Genomic DNA, 18,754 nt, shown 5'->3' with positions numbered 1-18,754 from the left:
CGACGACAGAGCTCCGATGACCGTGTCCGTTTCCGCACCTGCCGCTCCGGCGGCTGAAACCGTTTTGCGGCGCCCGTCGCTGGCCGGGCGCACCCGCGCGGGCCTCGCCGAGGCCCTGGCCGAGATCGGCGTTCCCGAGAAGGAGCGGCGCATGCGCGTCGGCCAGCTCTGGAACTGGATCTACCATTACGGCGTGCGCGAATTCGACGCGATGACGACGATCGGCAAGGGGCTGCGTGGCCAACTCGCCGCGCATTTCTCGCTCGACCTGCCGGAGGTGACGGCAGAGCAGGTCTCGACCGACGGCACGCGCAAATGGCTGATGCGCATGCCCTCGACCGGGCCGCATGACCGCGGCGCCGAGATCGAATGCGTCTACATCCCCGAGGTCGACCGCGGCACGCTCTGCGTTTCCAGCCAGGTCGGCTGCACGCTGACCTGCACCTTCTGCCACACCGGCACGCAGCGTCTCGTCCGCAACCTCAAGGCCGAGGAGATCGTCGCACAGCTGATGGTGGCGCGCGAGCGTCTCGGCGATTTCCCCAACCGCAAGCCGCCGGAAGGCGCCTTCGTGCCGAACGATGGCGGGCGCCTGGTCACGAACATCGTCTTCATGGGCATGGGCGAGCCGCTCTATAATTTCGACGGCGTGCGCGATGCGATCGCCATCATGTCCGACGACCAGGGGCTCTCGATCGGGCGCCGGCGCATCACCGTCTCGACCTCGGGCGTGGTGCCGCAGATCGGCCCGCTTGGCGGCGAGATGGGCACGATGCTGGCGATCTCGCTGCATGCGGTGCGCGACGAGCTGCGCAACGAGCTGGTGCCGCTCAACAAGAAGTACCCGATCAAGGATCTGCTCGAGGCCTGCCGGAATTATCCGGGTCTCTCCAACGCGAAGCGGATCACCTTCGAATACGTCATGCTCAAGGGCGTTAACGATTCCGACGCCGAGGCGCGCGAGCTGGTGCGGCTGCTGAAGGGCATTCCGGCCAAGATCAACCTGATCCCGTTCAATCCCTGGCCCGGCACGAAATACGAGTGCTCGGATTGGGACCGGATCGAGCGTTTCTCCGATATCGTCTTCCGCGCCGGTTATGCCTCGCCGGTGCGCACCCCGCGCGGGCGCGACATCCTCGCCGCCTGCGGTCAGCTCAAGAGCGAGACGGAGAAGCTCTCCGCCCGCGCCCGGCTGATGCTGGATCAGGATCAGGTGGAAGCCGTGCCGGCCGTCGCGGCGGAGTGAGCCGCTTGCTGCGCTGGATTCTGCTGATGCCCTTCGCCTGTCTCGTCGCGATGGGGGCGGCTCTGTTCTTCCTGGCGATGGCGAGCGTTGCCTCGCCGGCCGTGGCGCTGCTGATCGGCGGCGGCATCGAGCGGCTATTGGACATCCTGTTCGGCTTGGCCGAGAGCGGTATCGATCCGGCGCCGGCCGCGCAGGCGGCCTTCGGGCTGATCGGGCGATTGGGGCTGGCGATCATCGTCGCGCCTGTCGTGCTGGTCGCGATCGGCTCGGAGCTGTTCCGTTTGCGCAGCGGGCTGCTCCAGGCCGGCTTCACTGGGCTGCTCGCGGCGTTGCTGCCGCTCGCCATGCTCAGGCTGTCGCGCACGCCGAGCCCGGCCGAGCTCCAGATCATCTCCGGGCTCTTCCTGGTCGGCGCGGCGACGGGCTTCGTCTACTGGCTGATCGCAGGGCGCGGAGCCGGCGGCGAGCAGCGAGTGAGTCAGGCGTAGCGGTGGTGCAGTAGTTTCGTTCGAAGTCGGCGCCGCGCGCGTTTTCTGACGCATCCTGCAAAATCAGCCTTGGCCTGAGTACTTTCCAAACAACGCAATATTTATGCCCTAGCATAAGCAACACATTCTAGCGGATAACATACATATCGGGTCCGGTAGGTGCCTATTTGCCTTTGCTAGGCTGCGCTTTATGAATATATGGGCCTTCAGGTCGTGGAGAGGGATTATCGATCTGCTCTTGGGTGACGGCTCTGTACCATCGCGGAAGCCAGTTCGTCTTCAGTAATATATCTCTGTTGTTAATTATCTCACTCTCCATCAGTTGCAGAAGATGGCCTACATTGCCGCTCGCCATCAACAAGGCCTCTGAATCGACCGTATCGTCGGAATTGACTTGATATCGCAACATGTTCAAATGGCGTTCCGCATTGAACAAAATCTGATGAACTCTGCTTAGCGCAGGAAAGTAGAGACGTATGTGCATGATGATCTTCTTCGCCCTATCGAGCCCGTAGTGCGTCAGATCGTCAATCTCATTTAGTTTCTTCTGTGCCTCAACGTCACCTTCCAACGCGAGATGGTAGAGCTTAAACATACGGGCATTATGCTCCGAAAGCTCGTTGAGTAGCAGATAGACTTGTTCGAGCTTTGGCATGAGAAGCTGGGTCGCTTCGCGCTTCCGTGCGATCATCTGCGTAATCGTAAAAACAATCAGGGCTACCGACGCAGCGATTATGGCCGATGCAATCGATGCCGCGGCGGAAGGATTAGCGACAGCCCAGCCGGCGATTCTGTCCATGGTGTTCCTAACCCTCCAATCGGCTAGGACAGATCGTGCTTTCTGTCCCGTCAGGTCTGCAATCTGGGCCGATCATGTCAGAAGCAATGCGGATTAATTCCCAATCGCCACACCCTCTCGCCGGCCGTCGGCGCCACCCAAAAAGCCTTCCGGCGTCTTAACGATGGCCTGGGTGCCCGAGGTCATCTCCAGCAAGCGGACCTCGTGGCCTTTCGCTTCGAGCACGGCCTTCCAGGCTTCTGCCTCGGTGCCCTTCTCCAGCTCGGTCGGGCCGTTGCGGCTGCCGAAATTGCCGAAATCGACGGCTTGCTGCGGGTCCATCTTCCAGTCGAGCAGCGCGACGAGGGTCTTGGCGACATAGCCGATGATCTGGCTGCCACCGGGCGAGCCGACCACGGCATAAAGCCGCCCGAAGGCATCGAAGACCAGCGTCGGCGCCATCGAGGAGCGCGGCCGCTTGCCGGGCTCGACGCGGTTGGCCACGGGCTTGCCGTCTTCTTCCGGGGCGAAGTTGAAGTCTGTCAGCTCGTTGTTGAGCAGGAATCCGCTCTTGGTCATCAGGCGCGAGCCGAAGCCGTCCTCGATCGTCGTGGTCATCGCGACGGCGTTGCCGTCGGCGTCCACCACCGAGATATGGCTGGTGCCGTTCTCGATGCCGTCGGAGGGGGCGAGAAGCTGGGCGCGCCTATGGGGTGGGTCGCCGGCCTTGGCGCGGCCCATGGAGCGCTCAGGCCCGATCAGGCCGGCGCGTGAACGGATATAGTCGCGGTCTATCAGGCCGCGCACGGGGACGCTGATGAACGCGGGATCGGCGAGATAGAGCGCGCGGTCGGCGAAGGCGAGGCGGCCGGCCTCGCTGAAGCAGTGCGCCGCTTCGGCGCCGGGGCCGAGCCGGCGCAGATCCTGAGCCTCCAGCATTCCGAGCATCTGCTGGATGGCGATGGCGCCCGAACTCGGCGGGCCCATGCCGCAGAGCCGCCAGATGCGGTAGGCGCCGCAGACCGGCTCGCGTTCCTCGACCTTGTAGCCGGCGAGGTCGGCCAGCGTCATGTCGCCGGGATTGCTCGGGTGGCCGGTGACGGTCGCGACGATGTCCTCGGCGACGGCTCCTTCGTAGAAGGCTTTTGCGCCACTGGCAGCGATCGCGCGCAGCGTCGCCGCGAAGGCGGGGTTCTTCAGGATCGTGCCGACGGCTTTCGGCTTGCCATCCGGCTCGTAGAAATAGGCAGCGGCGATCGGGTTCTTTGGCAGGTCGCGTTCACCGGCGAGCAGGCCGTTGAGACGCGGCGAAATGGCGAAGCCTTCCTCCGCCAGCTTCAGCGCGGGCGCGACGACATCGGCCCAGGGCAATCTGCCCCAGCGGCGATGCGCTTCTTCCAGCAGCTTCAGCGTGCCGGGAACGCCGACCGAGCGGCCCCCCACCACTGCCTCTCGGAACGGCATCGGCTTGCCGTCCTTCATGAAGCGCTCGGGCGTCGCCGCGGCGGGCGCCGTCTCGCGTCCGTCCAACGTCGTGACCTTGCGGGCGGCCTCGTCCCAATGGACGAAGAAAGCGCCGCCCCCGATGCCGGAGCTCTGCGGCTCGACCAGATTGAGCACGAGCTGGATCGCGATGGCGGCGTCGGTCGCGCTGCCGCCGGCGCGCAGGATATCGCGGCCGGCCGTGGCGGCGAGCGGGTTGGCGGCTGCCGCCATGAAGCGCTGGGCCGTGCCGAGCGTCTTGGTTGCGCGCCCGGTCGCGGCTTCCGGTGCCGGTGCGAACGTCTGGGCGGTTGCGATCTGGGCGGTCAGCAGGGCCACTGTCAGCGGCAGAAGGGCGGGCAGGCGCATGGCTCATCTCCGAGTACGGCGGCAGGATAGGCCATTCGCCGCGGCCTGACAGCTTGGACCTGCGGGCCACGGCAGGTAGAGTTCCGAATCGAGACCGTTCTGACGCTGCCAAAAGGGGTTTTCGGCATGACGTTTTCCGCCCATCTTCGCCGTCCTTTTGCCTGGCTCGCGCTGGGGCTGGTGGGCCTTGCGCTCGCCGGCTGCGGCTACAACAACGTGCCGACGCTGGAGGAGAGGGCGAAAGCGGCCTGGTCGGAGGTGCAGAATCAGTATCAGCGCCGCGCCGACCTGATCCCGAACCTCGTCGAGACCGTGAAGGGCTATGCGGCGCAGGAGCGCGAGGTTCTGACCGCCGTCGTCGAGGCCCGCGCCAAGGCGACGCAGGTCAAGGTCGATGCCTCGACCATCAACGACCCCGCGAAGTTCAAGGAATTCCAGGACGCGCAGAACCAACTCACCGGCGCGCTGGGGCGGCTGCTCGTCACGGTCGAGCGCTATCCCGAGCTGAAGTCGAACCAGAACTTCCTCGCCCTGCAGTCCCAGCTCGAAGGCACCGAGAACCGGGTCGCGGTGGCGCGGCGGGACTACATCCAGGCGGTCCAGGCCTTCAACACCGAGATCCGCACCTTTCCCGGCGTGATCTGGGCCAAGCTGTTCTGGGGCGCCAAGCCGATGGAGACCTTCACGGCCACGTCCGGCGCCGAGCGGCCGCCCGCGGTGAAGTTCTGAGGCTAGCGGCAGAGGCCTGTGAAATCGGTTCGCTCGTCATGCCCGGGCTCGACCCGAGCATCTCCTGCCAGAGATTCTCGGGTCTGCGCTGCGCTTCGCCCGAGAATGACGGCGTTGCGTGGGGTCATAGCCCTGTTCCTGATCCTGTGGAGCGGCCTCGCGTACGCTGCGGAGCCGACTTATCCCGCGCTGACGGGGCGCGTCGTCGACGGCGCGAACCTGCTCGCTCCCGATGTCCGGCAGCGGATCGAGGACAAGCTCAAGGCGCATGAGGACAAGACTTCGGATCAGGTCGTGGTCGCGACCGTGCCATCGCTGCAGGATGTGACGATCGAGGATTTCGCCATTGGCCTGTTCCGCCACTGGCAGCTCGGCCAGAAGGCGAAGAACAACGGCGCGCTGCTGATCGTCGCGCCGAAGGAGCGCAAGGTCCGCATCGAGGTCGGCTACGGCCTCGAAGGCGCACTCACCGACGCGCTTTCCAAGGTCATCATCACCACGGCGATCGCGCCGAAATTCAAGACCGGCGATTTCGCTGGTGGCATCGAGGCGGGCGTCGATGCCATCCTGACCATCCTTGCCGGAGATGCCGAGGAATGGCAGCGCCGCGCGGAGGTGCGCTCCGACGAGAGCACGCTGGGCGAGGATATCGCCGTCATCATCGCGATGGTCTTCATCTTCCTGTTCATCGTCGCCTTCCTGCGCGGCTTGAGCCAACAGGGAGGCGCGCGTCGCCACCGGCTGCGGAACGGGCAGTGGGTGACCCTGCCGCCGAGCACGAGCTGGGGCACGGGTTCCGGCTCGGGCTGGAGCGGCGGCGGGGGTGGCTGGAGTTCCGGCGGCGGTGGATTCTCGGGCGGTGGCGGCTCCTCCGGTGGCGGCGGAGCTTCGGGAGACTGGTGATGGACGATGCGGACAGGGATGCGATCGCGGAGGCCGTGCGCCGCGCCGAATTGCAGACGGCCGGCGAGATCGTCGTCGTGATCGACCGGGCGGCGTCGAGCTATCGCAACGTGCCGGTGATGATGGCTCTGACGCTGGCCTTGTTCGTGCCGTGGCCGCTGCTCTCGATGACGGTGATGAGCGCCCAGCGCATCTTCATGGTCCAGCTCTTTTGCGCGGCGGTGCTGCTCGGCGCGCTGCTCTGGTACGGGCGTGGCGGCCGCTTCGTTCCCGGCTTCGTCAAGCGGCGGCGGGCGCATGAGGCGGCGCTGCGGGAGTTCACGGCGCGCGGCCTGACTCGGACCAAGGGGCGCACCGGCGTGCTGCTCTACATCGCCTTACAGGAGCGCTATGCCGAGGTGCTGGCGGATAGTGGAATCGACGGCCTGGTCGCTGCGGATACCTGGCGCGGCATCATCGAGCCGCTGCTGGCCGCGGCGCGCGAGGACAGGCTGGCCGAGGGGCTGATCAAGGCGGTCGACGGGGTCGGCGCGGTGCTGGCGCAGCATGTTCCGCCGCTGCCGGGCGATGTCGACGAGCTGTCGAACAAGGTCATCCTGCTCTGAAGGACAGCCGGATCGGGAGGCTTGGGCGCAAGCGTCAGCGCGAGGCCAGACCCTGGGCGGCGCCGAGAATGGCGCCCGGCATCATGCCGTATTTGCCGGGCCGTTCGGCCTGGATGATGACGACGTAGCCATCGGCCTCCGGTGCCTGCAACGCCGTCAGCTGCGCGGTGATGGTCGCTTCCTGGCCGTTCCAGTCGCCGACGCGCACCATGCCGCGCACGACATTCGCGTAGGCCAGGGTCTTGCCCTGGTTCTCGCCGCGCGTGACCGGAACCGTCGCCTGGCGCGTCGTCGGAATGATCCAGACGCCGGCCTTTTCCTCGCTCGTGCTCCCGGTGGGCGCGATCCTGATCTGAAGGCTGCCGTTCTCTTCCTTCAGGGCCAGTTTCGCGGCGAAGCCGGTCACGGCCAGCTGGTTCACCACCTTCTCGATTTCCGCCCTCTCGGAGCCGATCGCGTGAGCGGCGCCGTTGATGACGACCTGGGGCGTATAGACCTGCCCGTCGCCACGCGACTTGGCGTAGAACTTCTGGCGTTTCGCGAAGGAATCCTTGCCGAGCGTATCCTTCCAGCCGAGATAGTCCCAATAAGTCACCGGCAGGGTCAGCGCGATCAGCTCGGGGTCCTTCGCCAGCTCGACCACCAGCGCATCCGCAGGCGGGCAGGATGAGCAACCCTGGCTGGTGAACAGCTCGATCACGGCCTTGGGCGATTTCGCAGCCGTCTGCGCCTGGGCAATCGTCATGCCGAGGACGAGAAACGCGATAGTCGCAGCGGATTGGCTGAGGACGGAGAACATGAGCTCGACTTTGAGGGCGATTTATTTTCCGGAGGTTACCAAAGCCAGCTATTGGGCGCAGAGGGAAATCACGTTGCCTTGAAAACGGGCATGGTCGCGCGGGCGTGATCGAAACCGGCCAGCGCAGCGGCAGAAATCATATTGGGTCGCCAGCGGCGATGCATCCAGAGCCACTGCTCGGGATGTTCGCGCACCCAGCCCTCCACGACCGCCGTCATCATCGCCATGGCGCCCTGAACGTCGATCTCGCCGGCGGCATCGCGGGGCAGGTCGAGCGGTGGCGTCAGCTCGATGCGGAAGCGCTGGTTCGGCAGCCTGATGACGCGCACGCCATGGACCGGGCAATCGAAGCGGCGGGCGAACTTGCCCATGATCGGATTGGTCAGCGCGGGGCGGCCCATGAAAGGTACCACAACGCCGCGCGTGAAGTGCTGGTCGATGAGCATGCCGAGATGGCCGCCTTTTTCCAGCACGCCCTGCATGGCGAAGGCGGCGCCTTGCTTGGCCGCGGCGAGGCCGCCCATGGCGCCGGAGCGGATTTCGTGGACGATCGCGGCAATCGCAGGATCGTTGGGGGCACGGAAGACGGCCGTCGTCTCCAGATCATAGGTCGCCGCGCAGATCGCCGGCAGTTCCCAATTCGCGAGATGCGCCGAGAAGATCAGGCCGGGCCTGTCGTCTTCCTTGAGCGTGATGAAGTGCTCGATACCCTCGACCTCGACGCGGGAGGGCCTGTCGGGGTTGTCATGGTCGTAATCGAACAGCGTCTTGAGATGCGCGTATTCGGCGGCCGTGCGGCCGAGATTCTCCCAGGCGCCGCGCGCGATTCGCTTCACCTCCGCCTCGTCCTTCTCGGGGAAGGCTGCACGGATATTGGCGAGCGCGACGCCGTTAACCGGGATCAGCGGGCTCACCGTGCGCAGCAGCCAGCCGCCGACATCGCTGGAGCGTTCGGGGCCGAGCAGGCGCAGGAATGCGAACAGCGCGCGGATCACGCCGATCATCGCCGCCGCGCCGGCGCGCGCGGCGATTGCCTTCAATCGTTTCAAGGTCGGTCCAGCTCCAGAGCAGGTCCGCGTTTCTGCGCAACGCACACCTGCTGTGTCCCTTCGTTTGGTCGCATTTTCTTCACGCGAACCGGGATCGACTTCGCTTGAAAATGCTCTAGCTCGCCCGTCCGAGAGCTAGACCGGGCTTGAGAGGGGCGATCTGGGGCAGGAAAGCGCTGCCGTCAAGTCTTTGGCTGGGCGGAGGCGTCGTTCAGAAGGCGATGACGACCTTGCCGAAGACCTTGCGGCCCTCGATCCGGGCGAGGCCCTTCTCGAATTCGGCGAGCGGGAAGACCGAGTCGATCACCGGCTTCATGCCGCCGGCCATCTTCGCCAGTGACTGGGCGATATTCTCGATGCGGCAGCCGAAGGAACCGGTGATGCGGTATTGCTGCTGGAAGAGCTGCATCAGGTTGATCGTCGCCGAGGGGCCGGAGGTGGCGCCGCAGGTGACGAGCCGGCCGCCGCGCTTCAGGCAGAGCAGGGAGCCGTTCCAGGTATCGGCGCCGACATGCTCGAACACGACATCGACGCCCTTGCGGCCGGTGAGCTTGCGGACGACGCCCTCGAAGCGGTCCTCGCGATAGTTGATGACGTGGTCGGCGCCGAGCGCCTTGGCCTTGGCGCCTTTCTCATCGTCTCCGACGGTGGTGTAGACCGTGCAGCCGATCGCCTTCGCCATCAGGATCGCGGCCGTGCCGATGCCGGAGCCGCCGGCATGGACGAGCACTGATTCGCCGGGCTCCACCCTCGCATTGTCGAACAGCATGTGCTGGACCGTGCCGAAGCCGATCGGCGCGCAGGCGGCGTCCTCGAAGGAGACGCCCTTCGGCGCCTTGATGGTGAGGCGCGCCGGGCGGTTCAGCAATTCGCGGGCGAAACCGTCGATATGGAAGCCCATGATGCCGGCGACGTTCTCGCAGAGATTGTCGCGGCCCTCGCGGCAGGCCTTACACTGGCCGCAGGTGTCGGCGCCATAGGCGGTGACGACGTCGCCGGGCGCGAAGCCGGTCACGCCCTCGCCGACGCAGACGATCTCGCCGGCTGCCTCGACGCCAGCGGCCTGTGGCATCTTGCGCTTGGCGAAGGCCATGCCGCGAAAGCCCCAGAGATCGAGATAGTTCAAGCCCACCGCCTTGATGCGGATCTGCACCTCGCCGGCTGCGGGTGGCGGCGGCGGCTCGATCTCCTCGAGGCGGAGATCGCGGTCACCATGAAGCTGGAGGGAGCGCATCGGGCAATCGGTCTTTCAGAGCTTGTCCGGCCACTGCCGGGAGGTATGGAGAACCGCGAGGATTTCGATGGCGTCCTGATGGACACGGTACGGCAAGATGTACGAAGTTCCGCCGACGACGAGTTCGCGGGTTCCGTCAATCCGTCCTGGCCGCCCGCTGGCGGGGTAACGCAGAAGTTGCTTCGGCGCGATACGAATCGTGCGGATCACGGACAACGCTGCGAATGGGTTGAACTGCGTCAGATAGCGTGCCGTATCGCGCAGGTTACGCTGCGCTCTCGGCGTCCAGACAATATTCATTGCTGGTCGATCTTGGCCTGAATCTCGGCTTCGATCGCATCAAGATCGGCCTCGCTGACGAACTCACCGCGATCGGCTTCCGCAAGGCCGGCCTTGATCTGCTCGATCTGCCAGGCATTCAGCTCGACATAGCTCTCGATCGCCTTCGCCGCGATCCAGCTGCGCGAGCGATCCGTATCGGCGGCAAGCGAATCGAGCTTGGCCAGCATTTCGTCGTCGAGGCGGATAGTGAAAGCGGCCGTCATGGATGGTTCTCTCCGGTTCATCATGAACCTAGCAGAACTGCCCGTGCAAGTCGAACTTAGCGATGCACGCCGAGATGCGCCGTCACGCCGCCGTCGATCGGCAGCACGGTGCCGGTGATATAGGCGGCGGGCTCGCTCATCAGGAAGGCGGCGAGGCCCGCGACCTCCTCCGGCTTGGCGAAGCGGCCGGCCGGGATTTGCGCCTGCATCTTGTCGCGATACGCGGCATAGGGCGCCATCATGTCGGTGTCGACGAAGCCCGGCGCGATGACGTTGACGGTGACGCCGCGCTTGCCGGTCTCGACGGCAAGAGTCTTCGCATAGGAGATCAGCGCGCCCTTGGAGGCGGCATAGGCCGCGTTGCCGGGGTTGCCGCGCAGCGCCGCGACCGAGCCTATGGCGACGATGCGCCCGGCCCTGGCGCGGATCATGTTGCGCATCAGGCTCTTGGCGAGGCGGGTGAAGGCCCAGAAATTGACCTGCATCGCGGCCTCGGCCTTGTCCTGCGCCATCATCGCCGCCAGCGAATCATAGGGCTGGCCGGCATTGTGAATCAGGCCGAAATAGCTCTCGCCTTCGCGCTCCTCGCAGAAGGTGTCGAGCGCTGCCTTGTCGGAGAGATCGAGCGGCAGCGCGGTCACCGTGCGGCCGGGATGGGCCGTCGCGATCTCCTTCGCCAGCGTCTTCGCCTGGTCGGCGGAAGAGCGGAAGGTGAAATCGACATCGTGGCCGGCCGCCGCCAGCGCGCGCACGATCGCGGCGCCGACACCCTTGGCGCCGCCCGTCACGAGGATCTTGGTCATGCCGCCTCCGGGGGCGCCGTCAGCACGAGGCAGGTGTTCTGGCCGCCGAAGCCGAAGGAGTTGGAGATGATGGTGCGCACCTTGGCGTCGCGGGCCGTGTTCGGCACGACGTCGAGCGTGATCGCCGGGTCGGGATTGGCATAGTTGATCGTCGGCGGAATCTTGCCGTTGGCGATGGTCAGGAAGGAGATCACCGCCTCGACCGCGCCCGCCGCCGTCAGCGTGTGTCCGATCATCGACTTGTTGGAGGAGATCGGCAGCTTCGCCATGCGCTCGCCGAAGACGGCGGCGCAGCTCATCGCCTCCATCTTGTCGTTCTCCGGCGTCGATGTGCCGTGGGCGTTGATGTAGTCGACATCGTCGGGCGTCAGCCCCGCATCCGCCAGCGCGTCCTGCATGGCGAGGATGGCGGGCTTGCCGTCCGGGCTCGAACGCGTGCGGTGGAAGCCGTCGCCACGCTCGCCGCAGCCGGCGACGATGCCGAGGATGGTGGCGCCGCGCGCCAGCGCGTGGTCGTAATCCTCCAGCACCAGCGCGCCGGCTCCTTCGCCCATGACGAAGCCGTCGCGGTTCTTCGAGAAGGGCTTGGCCGCACCTTCGGCGGGGTCGTTCTGGGTCGAGAGCGCCGAGAGCAGCGAGAAGCGGATCAGCGCCTCGGCGTGGATCGAGCCGTCGGTGCCGATGCAGAGCGCGGCTTCGGTTTCGCCACGCCGGATCGCCTCGAGGCCCATCTGGATCGCGGTCGCGCCGGAGGAGCAGGCGGTCGAGAGCGAGATCGGCGAGCCCCTGGTGCCGAAACGGTCGGCGATGTGGTCGGCGACGCCGCCGAACACGAAGAGCTCGTGCATCGCGGCGTATTTGCCGGTGGCGGCGGTGCGCAGCAGGCCGTCATAGTCGACCTCGCCATCGATGGCCTGGGCGAGCTCCTGCTTCTGCGGCCATTCCATCTCGACGGGCGGGACGGCCATGAAGAGCTCGCCCGGGAAATCGCCGGCCTTGGCGATGCCGCTCTGGCCGACAGCCTCCTCGGCCGCCAATGTGGCGAGCTTCTCGGAGAGCTGGGGGGCAGTAAAGGAGCCATCGAACAGGAAATCGACGGTGCCGCCGATCGTCGTGCGCAGGCCCTCGGTCGGGAAGCGTTCGATGCGGTGGATGCCGGACTTGCCGGCCGTCAGCGCCTGCCAGTTGGCGTCCTTGCCCTGGCCGAGCGAGGTGACGATGCCCAGGCCGGTGACGGCGACGAGCGGGCGACCCTTGGCGTCACGATGCGTGCTCATGGCTTCGACCTCTACGCTTGAACCAGGCGCGCGGCGCCTTCGCCGCGCCAGTGACCGGCCCCGGTCACCACGGCTTCCTTCGCCTGTCCGGCTGACAGGGCGATTGCCGCCAGCGCGACCGAGACGGGGAAGGCCGCCTCGATGCCATGGCCGACGAGGTCGCCGGCGGCGATGCGCCTGGCGGAGGGAGCCGCCTTGGCGAGCGCTGCGGCCTCTTCGCCCGTGATGTCCGCGCAGCCGGTGGCGGCGGAGATGGCAAGGCTATCGGGGCCAATGGTGCCGAACCCGCCGACGAGTTTCGTCAAAGCGGATTCGACCGTGCCCGCTGCGCGACGGCTGCGGGCGGCGCCAGCATGACTCAGCCTGGCATAGGCCTTGGCGCCGCGCGCCGCGGCGCGCTCGGCTGCTTCAAGCACGAGAAAGGCGCCGGCGCTGCCGGTGATCAGGCCCGGTGCGTCGCCCCGCTCGAAGACGGGGGCGAAGCTGCCATGGCGCAGATAGCCGCCTAGCTCTAAGAGCAGCAGCATGTCGCGGCGCTCGGCGTTGTAGGCGCCGCCAACGAGCATCACGTCCGACTGGCCCGACGCGATGCGGGCATGGGCGGTGCGGATCGCGTCGACGCCGGCCTGTTCCTCGCCCATGAAGGTGCGTGAGGCGCCGGTGACGCCATGGACGATGGCGATGTTGCCGGCCAGCAGGTTCGAGAGTTGGGCCAGGAAGAGCGTGGGCCTGAGATCGCCCATCAGCCGCTCGTTGAGAAAGGCGCCCGGCTCGTTGGCACCGCGCAGGCCGCTCAGGATGGCGGAATCGACGGCATGGTCGCGTTCGCCGCCACCGGCGGCAACGATGACCTGCAGCTCGCTCTTGGCCGCGGGATCGTCCTTCAGCCCGGCGGAATCGAGCGCGAGCCCGGCGGTATAGACACCGAGGCGCTGCCAGGGCTCCATCTGGCGCTGGTCGGATTTCTTCGGGATCTGCTTGTCCAGCTCCAGCGCCTTCAGCGAATGGACCGGATAGGGCTTGAACGCCTCAGTCTCGACGATCGGCGGGCCGCCGGCAGCGAGCGCGGCGGCATGGGCCTCGACGCCTTCGCCGAGGCTGGAGGCGATGCCGATGCCGGTGATGACCACATCGCGGCGGGGTAGGGCGCTGGTCATCGCGCAGGCTCCGGCGTCAGGCCGATGGCGTCGATGCGGCTTTGCATGAGCGCGCGCATATCGGCGGGGAAGGGCATCAGGCGGAAGCGCAATTCGGCATCGCAGATCGGCTTGCCGCCGCTCGTCAGCTTCGCCTTGGTCGCCGCATAGCCCGAACCCTCGATGACGAGTTCGGCGCTGGCTTCCAGCTCGGTCTCCGGTTCGACGAACGTCCGGAAGCGGGCCTTGTCGACGGTCATGAGGAACGGCATCTGCGTGAGGCCGTTGAGGCCGAGCAGGAGATAGCCCGAGGCCTGCGCCATGGTTTCGGTCAGCAGCACCCCCGGCACCAGCGGGTGGCCCGGGAAGTGTCCTTCGAAGACCGGGCTTTGCGTGGGCACGGTGGAGCGCGTGACGATGCGCTTCTGCGACGGATCGAAGGTCACGACCCTGTCGATCATGTCGAAATATTCGAGGCGCATGCGATCCTTGACCAGCTGGGCGCGCCAGAACGGCACGCGGCCGCGGCACGGATCGGAACGATCCGCACAGCGGCCCTATGCTCTATCGGGAGCGGGGCGCCGGCTCAAGTCCGGCAGCCTCGACCTCGGCCTTACGCCTTCTTGGCGGCGACCAGATCGTCGATGCGCTTGCAGAGGTTCTCGAGCACGAAATACTGCTCGGCCGGCGCCTTGCCCTCGTTGACCTCCTGCGTCCACTGCTCGAGCGGAAGCTTGATGCCGAAAGCCTTGTCGATCGCGAAGGCGATGTCGAGGAAGGCGAGGGAATCGATGCCGAGATCGTCGATCGCGTGGCTCTGCGGCGTGATCTTCTCGCGCGGAATATCGCAGGTTTCGGAAATGATGCCGGCGACCGTCTCGAACGTGGCGGACATGCTGCGGGTGCTCCCGTCTCTTGTCGATGATGGCGGACGACATCCGAGCGCGGCTATATCGCCAGCGCCTGCCCCAAGCCTCCGCCGTGGATGACTGGACCGCCCCCTTACACTGCAGCGGGCGCGAGGACAACCGGGGCCAAGGCCCCATGCGTCATGGCCGGCTTGCGCCGGCCATGATCCGTTTCAGTGCCGTGTGATCGTGCTCAGGCGGCGAGGCCGCGCAGCACGTAATGCAGGATGCCGGCATTCTTGTAGTAATCGATCTCGTCCAGCGTATCGATGCGGCAGAGGATCGGGACCTTCTTCACCGTGCCGTCGGCATAGGTGATCTCGGCTTCCATCATCTGGCGCGGCTTGACGTTCGCCAAACCGTGGATGGTGACGAACTCGTCGCCCTTGAGATCGAGCGAGGCCCAGCTCGTACCTTCGACCAGCGTGAAGGGGACCACGCCCATGCCAACCAGGTTCGAGCGATGGATGCGCTCGAAGCTCTGGGCGATCACCGCCTTGACGCCGAGCAGGTTGGTGCCCTTGGCCGCCCAGTCGCGCGAGGAGCCGTTGCCGTATTCGACGCCGGCGAAGATCACCAGCGGGACCTTCTCCTCCTGATAGCGCATGGAGGCGTCGTAGATCGGCAGCTCTTCCTTCGACGGGTAGTGGATGGTGTAGCCGCCCTCGCGGCCGTTCGGGCCAAGCATGTGGTTGCGGATGCGGATATTGGCGAAGGTGCCCCGCATCATAACCTCATGGTTGCCGCGGCGCGTGCCGTACTGGTTGAAGTCGGCAACCGCGACGCCATGCTCGGTGAGATAGGCGCCGGCCGGAGAGGCCGCCTTGATCGAACCGGCCGGAGAGATGTGGTCGGTGGTGATCTTGTCGCCGAACAGCCCGAGGATGCGGGCGCCCTTGATGTCCGTGATCGGCGCCGGCTGCTTGCCCATGCCGCGGAAATAGGGCGGGTTCTGCACATAGGTCGAGTCGTCGTCCCAGACATAGGTCTCGGAGGTCGGCGCGTTCACGGCCTGCCAATGCTCGTCGCCCTTGAAGACGTCGGCATATTTGGCCTCGAAGATCGCGCGGGTGACGTTCTGCTGGATGAAGTCCTGGATCTCCTTGTTGGAGGGCCAGATATCCTTGAGGAACACGTCCTTGCCGTCTGAGCCGCGGCCGATGGCTTGAGTCGTCAGGTCCATCTGGACGGAGCCGGCGAGCGCATAGGCGACGACCAGCGGCGGCGACGCCAGGTAGTTCGCCTGCACGTCCGGCGAGACACGGCCTTCGAAGTTGCGGTTGCCGGAGATGACGGCGCCCGCGATCAGGCCCTTCTCGTTGATCGTCTTCGAGATCGGCGCCGGCAGCGGGCCGGAATTGCCGATGCAGGTGGTGCAGCCGAAGCCGACCAGGTTGAAGCCGAGCTTGTCGAGGTCCTCCTGGAGGCCGGCCTTGGCCAGATACTCCGCGACGACCTGCGAGCCGGGGGCCAGCGAGGTCTTGACCCAGGGCTTCACCGTCAGGCCCTTGGCGACTGCCTTGCGGGCGAGCAGCCCCGCCGCCATCAGCACCGAGGGATTCGAGGTGTTGGTGCAGGAGGTGATCGCGGCGATGACGACGTCGCCATGGCCTAGGTCGAAGTCCTCGCCCTCGACCGGCACGCGGCGCGAAAGCTCGGCGCCCTTCTTGTAGTCGGTCTCCATCGCGGCGGCGAAGCCCTTGGCGACGGCGCCGAGATCGACGCGGCCTTCCGGACGCTTCGGGCCGGCCATCGAGGGCTGCACTGTCGAGAGATCGAGCTCGAGCGTGTCGGTGAACACCGGGTCGGGCGTCTCGGGCGTGGCGAACAGCCCTTGCGCCTTGCTGTAGGCCTCGACCAGCGCGATGCGGTCGGACTTGCGGCCGGTCGTCGTCAGGTAGTCCAGCGTCTCGGTGTCGACCGGGAAGAAGCCGCAGGTCGCGCCGTATTCCGGGCCCATGTTCGCGATGGTGGCGCGGTCGGCCAGCGTCAGGTTGTAGAGGCCGGGGCCGAAGAACTCGACGAACTTGCCGACGACGCCCTTCTTGCGCAGCATCTGGGTGACGGTCAGCACGAGGTCGGTGGCGGTGATGCCTTCCTTGAGCGAGCCCGTCAGCTTGAAGCCGATCACCTCGGGCAGCAGCATCGACTGCGGCTGGCCGAGCATCGCGGCCTCGGCTTCGATGCCGCCGACGCCCCAGCCGAGAACGGCGAGGCCGTTGACCATGGTGGTGTGCGAATCGGTACCGACGAGGGTGTCGGGATAGGCGACCTCGACCTCCTGCCCGTCGATCGTCTCGTTACGTGTCCAGACGGTCTGGGAGAGGTATTCGAGATTGACCTGGTGGCAGATGCCGGTGCCGGGCGGCACGACGCGGAAATTGTCGAAGGCGCCCTGGCCCCATTTCAGGAACTTGTAGCGCTCCTCGTTGCGCTCGTATTCGAGCTCGACGTTCCGGGCGAAGGCCTTGGGCGAGCCGAACTCGTCGACGATAACCGAGTGGTCGATCACGAGGTCGACCGGGACGAGCGGGTTGATCTTCTGCGGGTCGCCGCCGAGCGCCTTGACGCCGTCGCGCATCGCGGCGAGGTCGACCACCGCCGGCACGCCGGTGAAGTCCTGCATCAGCACGCGGGCGGGGCGGAAGCCGATCTCCTTGCCGGCCTTGCCCTTGTCGTCGAGCCAGCCGACGAAGTTCTCGATGTCAGACTTCGTGACCGAGCGGCCGTCCTCGAAGCGCAGCAGGTTCTCGAGCAGCACCTTCATCGAGAAGGGCAGCTTCGAGATGCCCGGCAGGCCGTTTTTCTCGGCATCGGGAAGGGAATAATAGGTGTAGGTCTTGCCGCCGGCGGTGAGCGTCTTGCGGGCTTTGAATGAGTCGAGCGAGGCCATTCGGGCTTGATCCTGATCAAGGGGTTGCGGTCGCGACCGGCATGCCCTTGCGGACAGCGCCGTTCGAAGGCCTAATGCGCATGACGCGCGCGCCGCCTCGGGAGTGCCCGAGCCCCGCGCCGGATCGGCGTGCGGCGTAGCCGCGGGTTCTATAGAGCAATTCCAAGAAGCGCGCTAGATGAACGAAATGTGGTCGCATGCATGGGCGGCAGAGCTGCCTTGACGCAAGATTCGTTCCCTCCGACACGCCTTCGCGCCGAGAATCTCGTTTGCCGCCGTGGCGGCCGGCTGATCTTCGAGAGCTTGAGCTTCGATCTCGGTCCCGGAGAGGCGATCGCGCTGACCGGCCGCAACGGCGCCGGCAAATCCAGCCTGATCGCGATGTTGTGCGGCCGGCTGCGGCCCGATGGCGGGAGCATCCGGCTCGAGGGTGGCGATGAGGAGCCCGATCTGGCCGAGGTCTCGCATCTCGTCGGCCATCGCGACGGGCTCAAGACGGCGCTGACGGCGCAGGAGAACCTCGTATTCGCCCAGGCGGTGCTCGGCGACGATGCCCTGACGCCCAGGGAGGCGCTGGCGACGGTCGGCCTCGCTCACGCGGCCGAATTGCCCGTCGGTTACCTGTCGGCGGGGCAAAGGCGGCGCGTGGCGCTGGCGCGGCTTCTAATCTCGCGCCGGCCCTACTGGCTGCTCGACGAGCCGATGTCGGCGCTCGATGCGGCCTCCCAGACCATGCTTGCCGGGTTGATGCGCGATCATCTGCTCGCGGGCGGCGCGATCCTAGCGGCGACGCACGGTCCGCTCGGCCTCGATGGCGCGCGTGAACTCAGGATCGGCGCATGAAGCGCGCCTTCCTTGCCATCCTCAGGCGCGATCTTGCGCTGGCGTCGCGGGCCGGCGGCGGGGGCGAGCTGGCGCTCGTCTTCTTCCTGACGCTGGTAGTGCTCGTCCCCTTCGCGCTCGGGCCCGATCTCAATCTGCTGTCGCGGATCGGGCCGGCGATTCTCTGGCTAGGCGCGCTGCTCTCGGTGCTGATCGGGCTGGACCGGCTGTTTCAGAGCGACGAGGAAGACGGTTCGCTCGACCTGATCCGTGCCTCGGCGCTGCCGCTCGAACTGGCGGTGCTGGCCAAGGGGCTGGCGCACTGGCTGACGACAGGGCTGCCACTGGCGCTGGTCTCGCCGCTGCTTGGCCTGCTCGTGGCGTTACCGGGCGAGGGCGTGCTGCCGTTGATCGCGACCTTGCTGGTCGGCACGCCGGCGCTCAGCTTTATCGGCGCCGCCGGGGCCGCGCTCGCCGCAAGCCTCAGGCGCGGGGGGCTGATCGTGCCAGTGCTCGTGGCGCCGCTGACCGTGCCGGTGCTGATCTTCGGGGTTTCGGCGGCAAACGCGGCGCAGGGCGGCACGGTGCCGTTCCTGACGCCCTTCCTGATCCTGTGCGCGATTTCGCTCGCGGCTGTCGTGATTGGCACAGTCGCCGCGGCTGCGGCGCTGAGATCGAGCGAGTAGGC

20 protein-coding genes are annotated in these 18,754 nt (G+C 66.4%); 7 read left to right on the top strand and 13 right to left on the bottom strand.

Going from position 1 to position 18,754, the window contains the following annotated elements:
- Positions 1 to 16 precede the first annotated feature (16 nt).
- Positions 17 to 1,246, top strand: coding sequence for a dual-specificity RNA methyltransferase RlmN (rlmN, locus tag NWE53_RS18780; protein WP_265050887.1), 1,230 nt, complete (start codon positions 17 to 19; stop codon positions 1,244 to 1,246).
- A 5-nt stretch (positions 1,247 to 1,251) separates the two neighbouring features.
- Positions 1,252 to 1,734: a hypothetical protein gene (locus NWE53_RS18775; protein ID WP_265050886.1), complete on the top strand. Its 483-nt coding sequence runs from the start codon at positions 1,252 to 1,254 to the stop codon at positions 1,732 to 1,734.
- 163 nt (positions 1,735 to 1,897) lie between these two features.
- Here the strand turns inward: NWE53_RS18775 and NWE53_RS18770 are convergent, their stop codons facing one another.
- The gene (locus NWE53_RS18770; protein ID WP_265050885.1) at positions 1,898 to 2,533 is read right to left on the bottom strand and encodes a hypothetical protein; all 636 of its coding nucleotides are present in this window, start codon (positions 2,531 to 2,533) and stop codon (positions 1,898 to 1,900) included.
- Positions 2,534 to 2,626: 93 nt separating this feature from the next.
- Entirely contained in the window at positions 2,627 to 4,363 is a 1,737-nt protein-coding gene (gene ggt / locus NWE53_RS18765; RefSeq protein ID WP_265050884.1) for a gamma-glutamyltransferase, read from the bottom strand.
- A gap of 126 nt (positions 4,364 to 4,489) precedes the next feature.
- Here ggt and NWE53_RS18760 point away from each other — a divergent pair, with 126 nt between their 5' ends.
- From NWE53_RS18760 to NWE53_RS18750, 3 genes are all read left to right on the top strand, one after another.
- Positions 4,490 to 5,092: a LemA family protein gene (locus NWE53_RS18760; protein WP_265050883.1), complete on the top strand. Its 603-nt coding sequence runs from the start codon at positions 4,490 to 4,492 to the stop codon at positions 5,090 to 5,092.
- Between the two features lie 105 nt (positions 5,093 to 5,197).
- The gene (locus tag NWE53_RS18755) at positions 5,198 to 5,995 is read left to right on the top strand and encodes a TPM domain-containing protein (RefSeq protein ID WP_265050882.1); all 798 of its coding nucleotides are present in this window, start codon (positions 5,198 to 5,200) and stop codon (positions 5,993 to 5,995) included.
- Positions 5,995 to 6,600 (top strand): TPM domain-containing protein, encoded by a 606-nt coding sequence (locus tag NWE53_RS18750; RefSeq protein WP_265050881.1) that lies wholly within the window; start codon positions 5,995 to 5,997, stop codon positions 6,598 to 6,600. The genes NWE53_RS18755 and NWE53_RS18750 overlap by 1 nt, the downstream gene beginning before the upstream one ends.
- A 34-nt stretch (positions 6,601 to 6,634) precedes the next feature.
- On the opposite strand, the gene NWE53_RS18745 is transcribed toward NWE53_RS18750, so the two are convergent.
- The 11 genes from NWE53_RS18745 to acnA form a co-directional block, all read right to left on the bottom strand.
- Positions 6,635 to 7,399 (bottom strand): DUF1223 domain-containing protein, encoded by a 765-nt coding sequence (locus NWE53_RS18745; protein WP_265050880.1) that lies wholly within the window; start codon positions 7,397 to 7,399, stop codon positions 6,635 to 6,637.
- Positions 7,400 to 7,467: 68 nt separating this feature from the next.
- Entirely contained in the window at positions 7,468 to 8,448 is a 981-nt protein-coding gene (locus NWE53_RS18740; protein WP_265050879.1) for a lipid A biosynthesis lauroyl acyltransferase, read from the bottom strand.
- A 211-nt stretch (positions 8,449 to 8,659) separates the two neighbouring features.
- Positions 8,660 to 9,682 (bottom strand): zinc-binding dehydrogenase, encoded by a 1,023-nt coding sequence (locus NWE53_RS18735; RefSeq protein ID WP_265050878.1) that lies wholly within the window; start codon positions 9,680 to 9,682, stop codon positions 8,660 to 8,662.
- Between the two features lie 15 nt (positions 9,683 to 9,697).
- Positions 9,698 to 9,982, bottom strand: coding sequence for a type II toxin-antitoxin system RelE/ParE family toxin (locus tag NWE53_RS18730; RefSeq protein ID WP_265050877.1), 285 nt, complete (start codon positions 9,980 to 9,982; stop codon positions 9,698 to 9,700).
- A complete protein-coding gene (locus NWE53_RS18725) occupies positions 9,979 to 10,227 on the bottom strand; it encodes a CopG family ribbon-helix-helix protein (protein WP_265050876.1) in 249 nt (82 codons plus the stop codon). Before NWE53_RS18725 ends, NWE53_RS18730 begins: the two co-directional genes overlap by 4 nt.
- A gap of 56 nt (positions 10,228 to 10,283) precedes the next feature.
- On the bottom strand, positions 10,284 to 11,030 hold the full coding sequence (locus NWE53_RS18720; protein WP_265050875.1) for an SDR family oxidoreductase: 747 nt from the start codon (positions 11,028 to 11,030) through the stop codon (positions 10,284 to 10,286).
- Positions 11,027 to 12,307, bottom strand: a complete 1,281-nt coding sequence (locus NWE53_RS18715; protein ID WP_265050874.1) for a beta-ketoacyl-ACP synthase — start codon at positions 12,305 to 12,307, stop codon at positions 11,027 to 11,029. Before NWE53_RS18715 ends, NWE53_RS18720 begins: the two co-directional genes overlap by 4 nt.
- 11 nt (positions 12,308 to 12,318) lie before the next feature.
- Positions 12,319 to 13,464, bottom strand: a complete 1,146-nt coding sequence (locus NWE53_RS18710) for a beta-ketoacyl-ACP synthase (protein ID WP_265050873.1) — start codon at positions 13,462 to 13,464, stop codon at positions 12,319 to 12,321.
- Positions 13,461 to 13,925, bottom strand: coding sequence for a 3-hydroxyacyl-ACP dehydratase FabZ family protein (locus NWE53_RS18705; RefSeq protein WP_265050872.1), 465 nt, complete (start codon positions 13,923 to 13,925; stop codon positions 13,461 to 13,463). Before NWE53_RS18705 ends, NWE53_RS18710 begins: the two co-directional genes overlap by 4 nt.
- 131 nt (positions 13,926 to 14,056) lie before the next feature.
- Positions 14,057 to 14,338: an acyl carrier protein gene (locus NWE53_RS18700; RefSeq protein WP_038358122.1), complete on the bottom strand. Its 282-nt coding sequence runs from the start codon at positions 14,336 to 14,338 to the stop codon at positions 14,057 to 14,059.
- A 206-nt stretch (positions 14,339 to 14,544) separates the two neighbouring features.
- Positions 14,545 to 17,244 (bottom strand): aconitate hydratase AcnA, encoded by a 2,700-nt coding sequence (gene acnA / locus NWE53_RS18695; protein ID WP_265050871.1) that lies wholly within the window; start codon positions 17,242 to 17,244, stop codon positions 14,545 to 14,547.
- A 219-nt stretch (positions 17,245 to 17,463) separates the two neighbouring features.
- On the opposite strand from acnA, the gene ccmA reads away from it, so the two are divergent.
- Entirely contained in the window at positions 17,464 to 18,087 is a 624-nt protein-coding gene (gene ccmA, locus NWE53_RS18690; protein WP_265050870.1) for a heme ABC exporter ATP-binding protein CcmA, read from the top strand.
- On the top strand, positions 18,084 to 18,752 hold the full coding sequence (ccmB, locus tag NWE53_RS18685; RefSeq protein ID WP_265050869.1) for a heme exporter protein CcmB: 669 nt from the start codon (positions 18,084 to 18,086) through the stop codon (positions 18,750 to 18,752). Before ccmA ends, ccmB begins: the two co-directional genes overlap by 4 nt.
- Positions 18,753 to 18,754: the final 2 nt, after the last annotated feature.

It is taken from the genome of Bosea sp. NBC_00550, from assembly GCF_026020075.1.
GTDB lineage: Bacteria > Pseudomonadota > Alphaproteobacteria > Rhizobiales > Beijerinckiaceae > Allobosea.
This window is presented reverse-complemented; position numbering and strand designations above follow the sequence as displayed.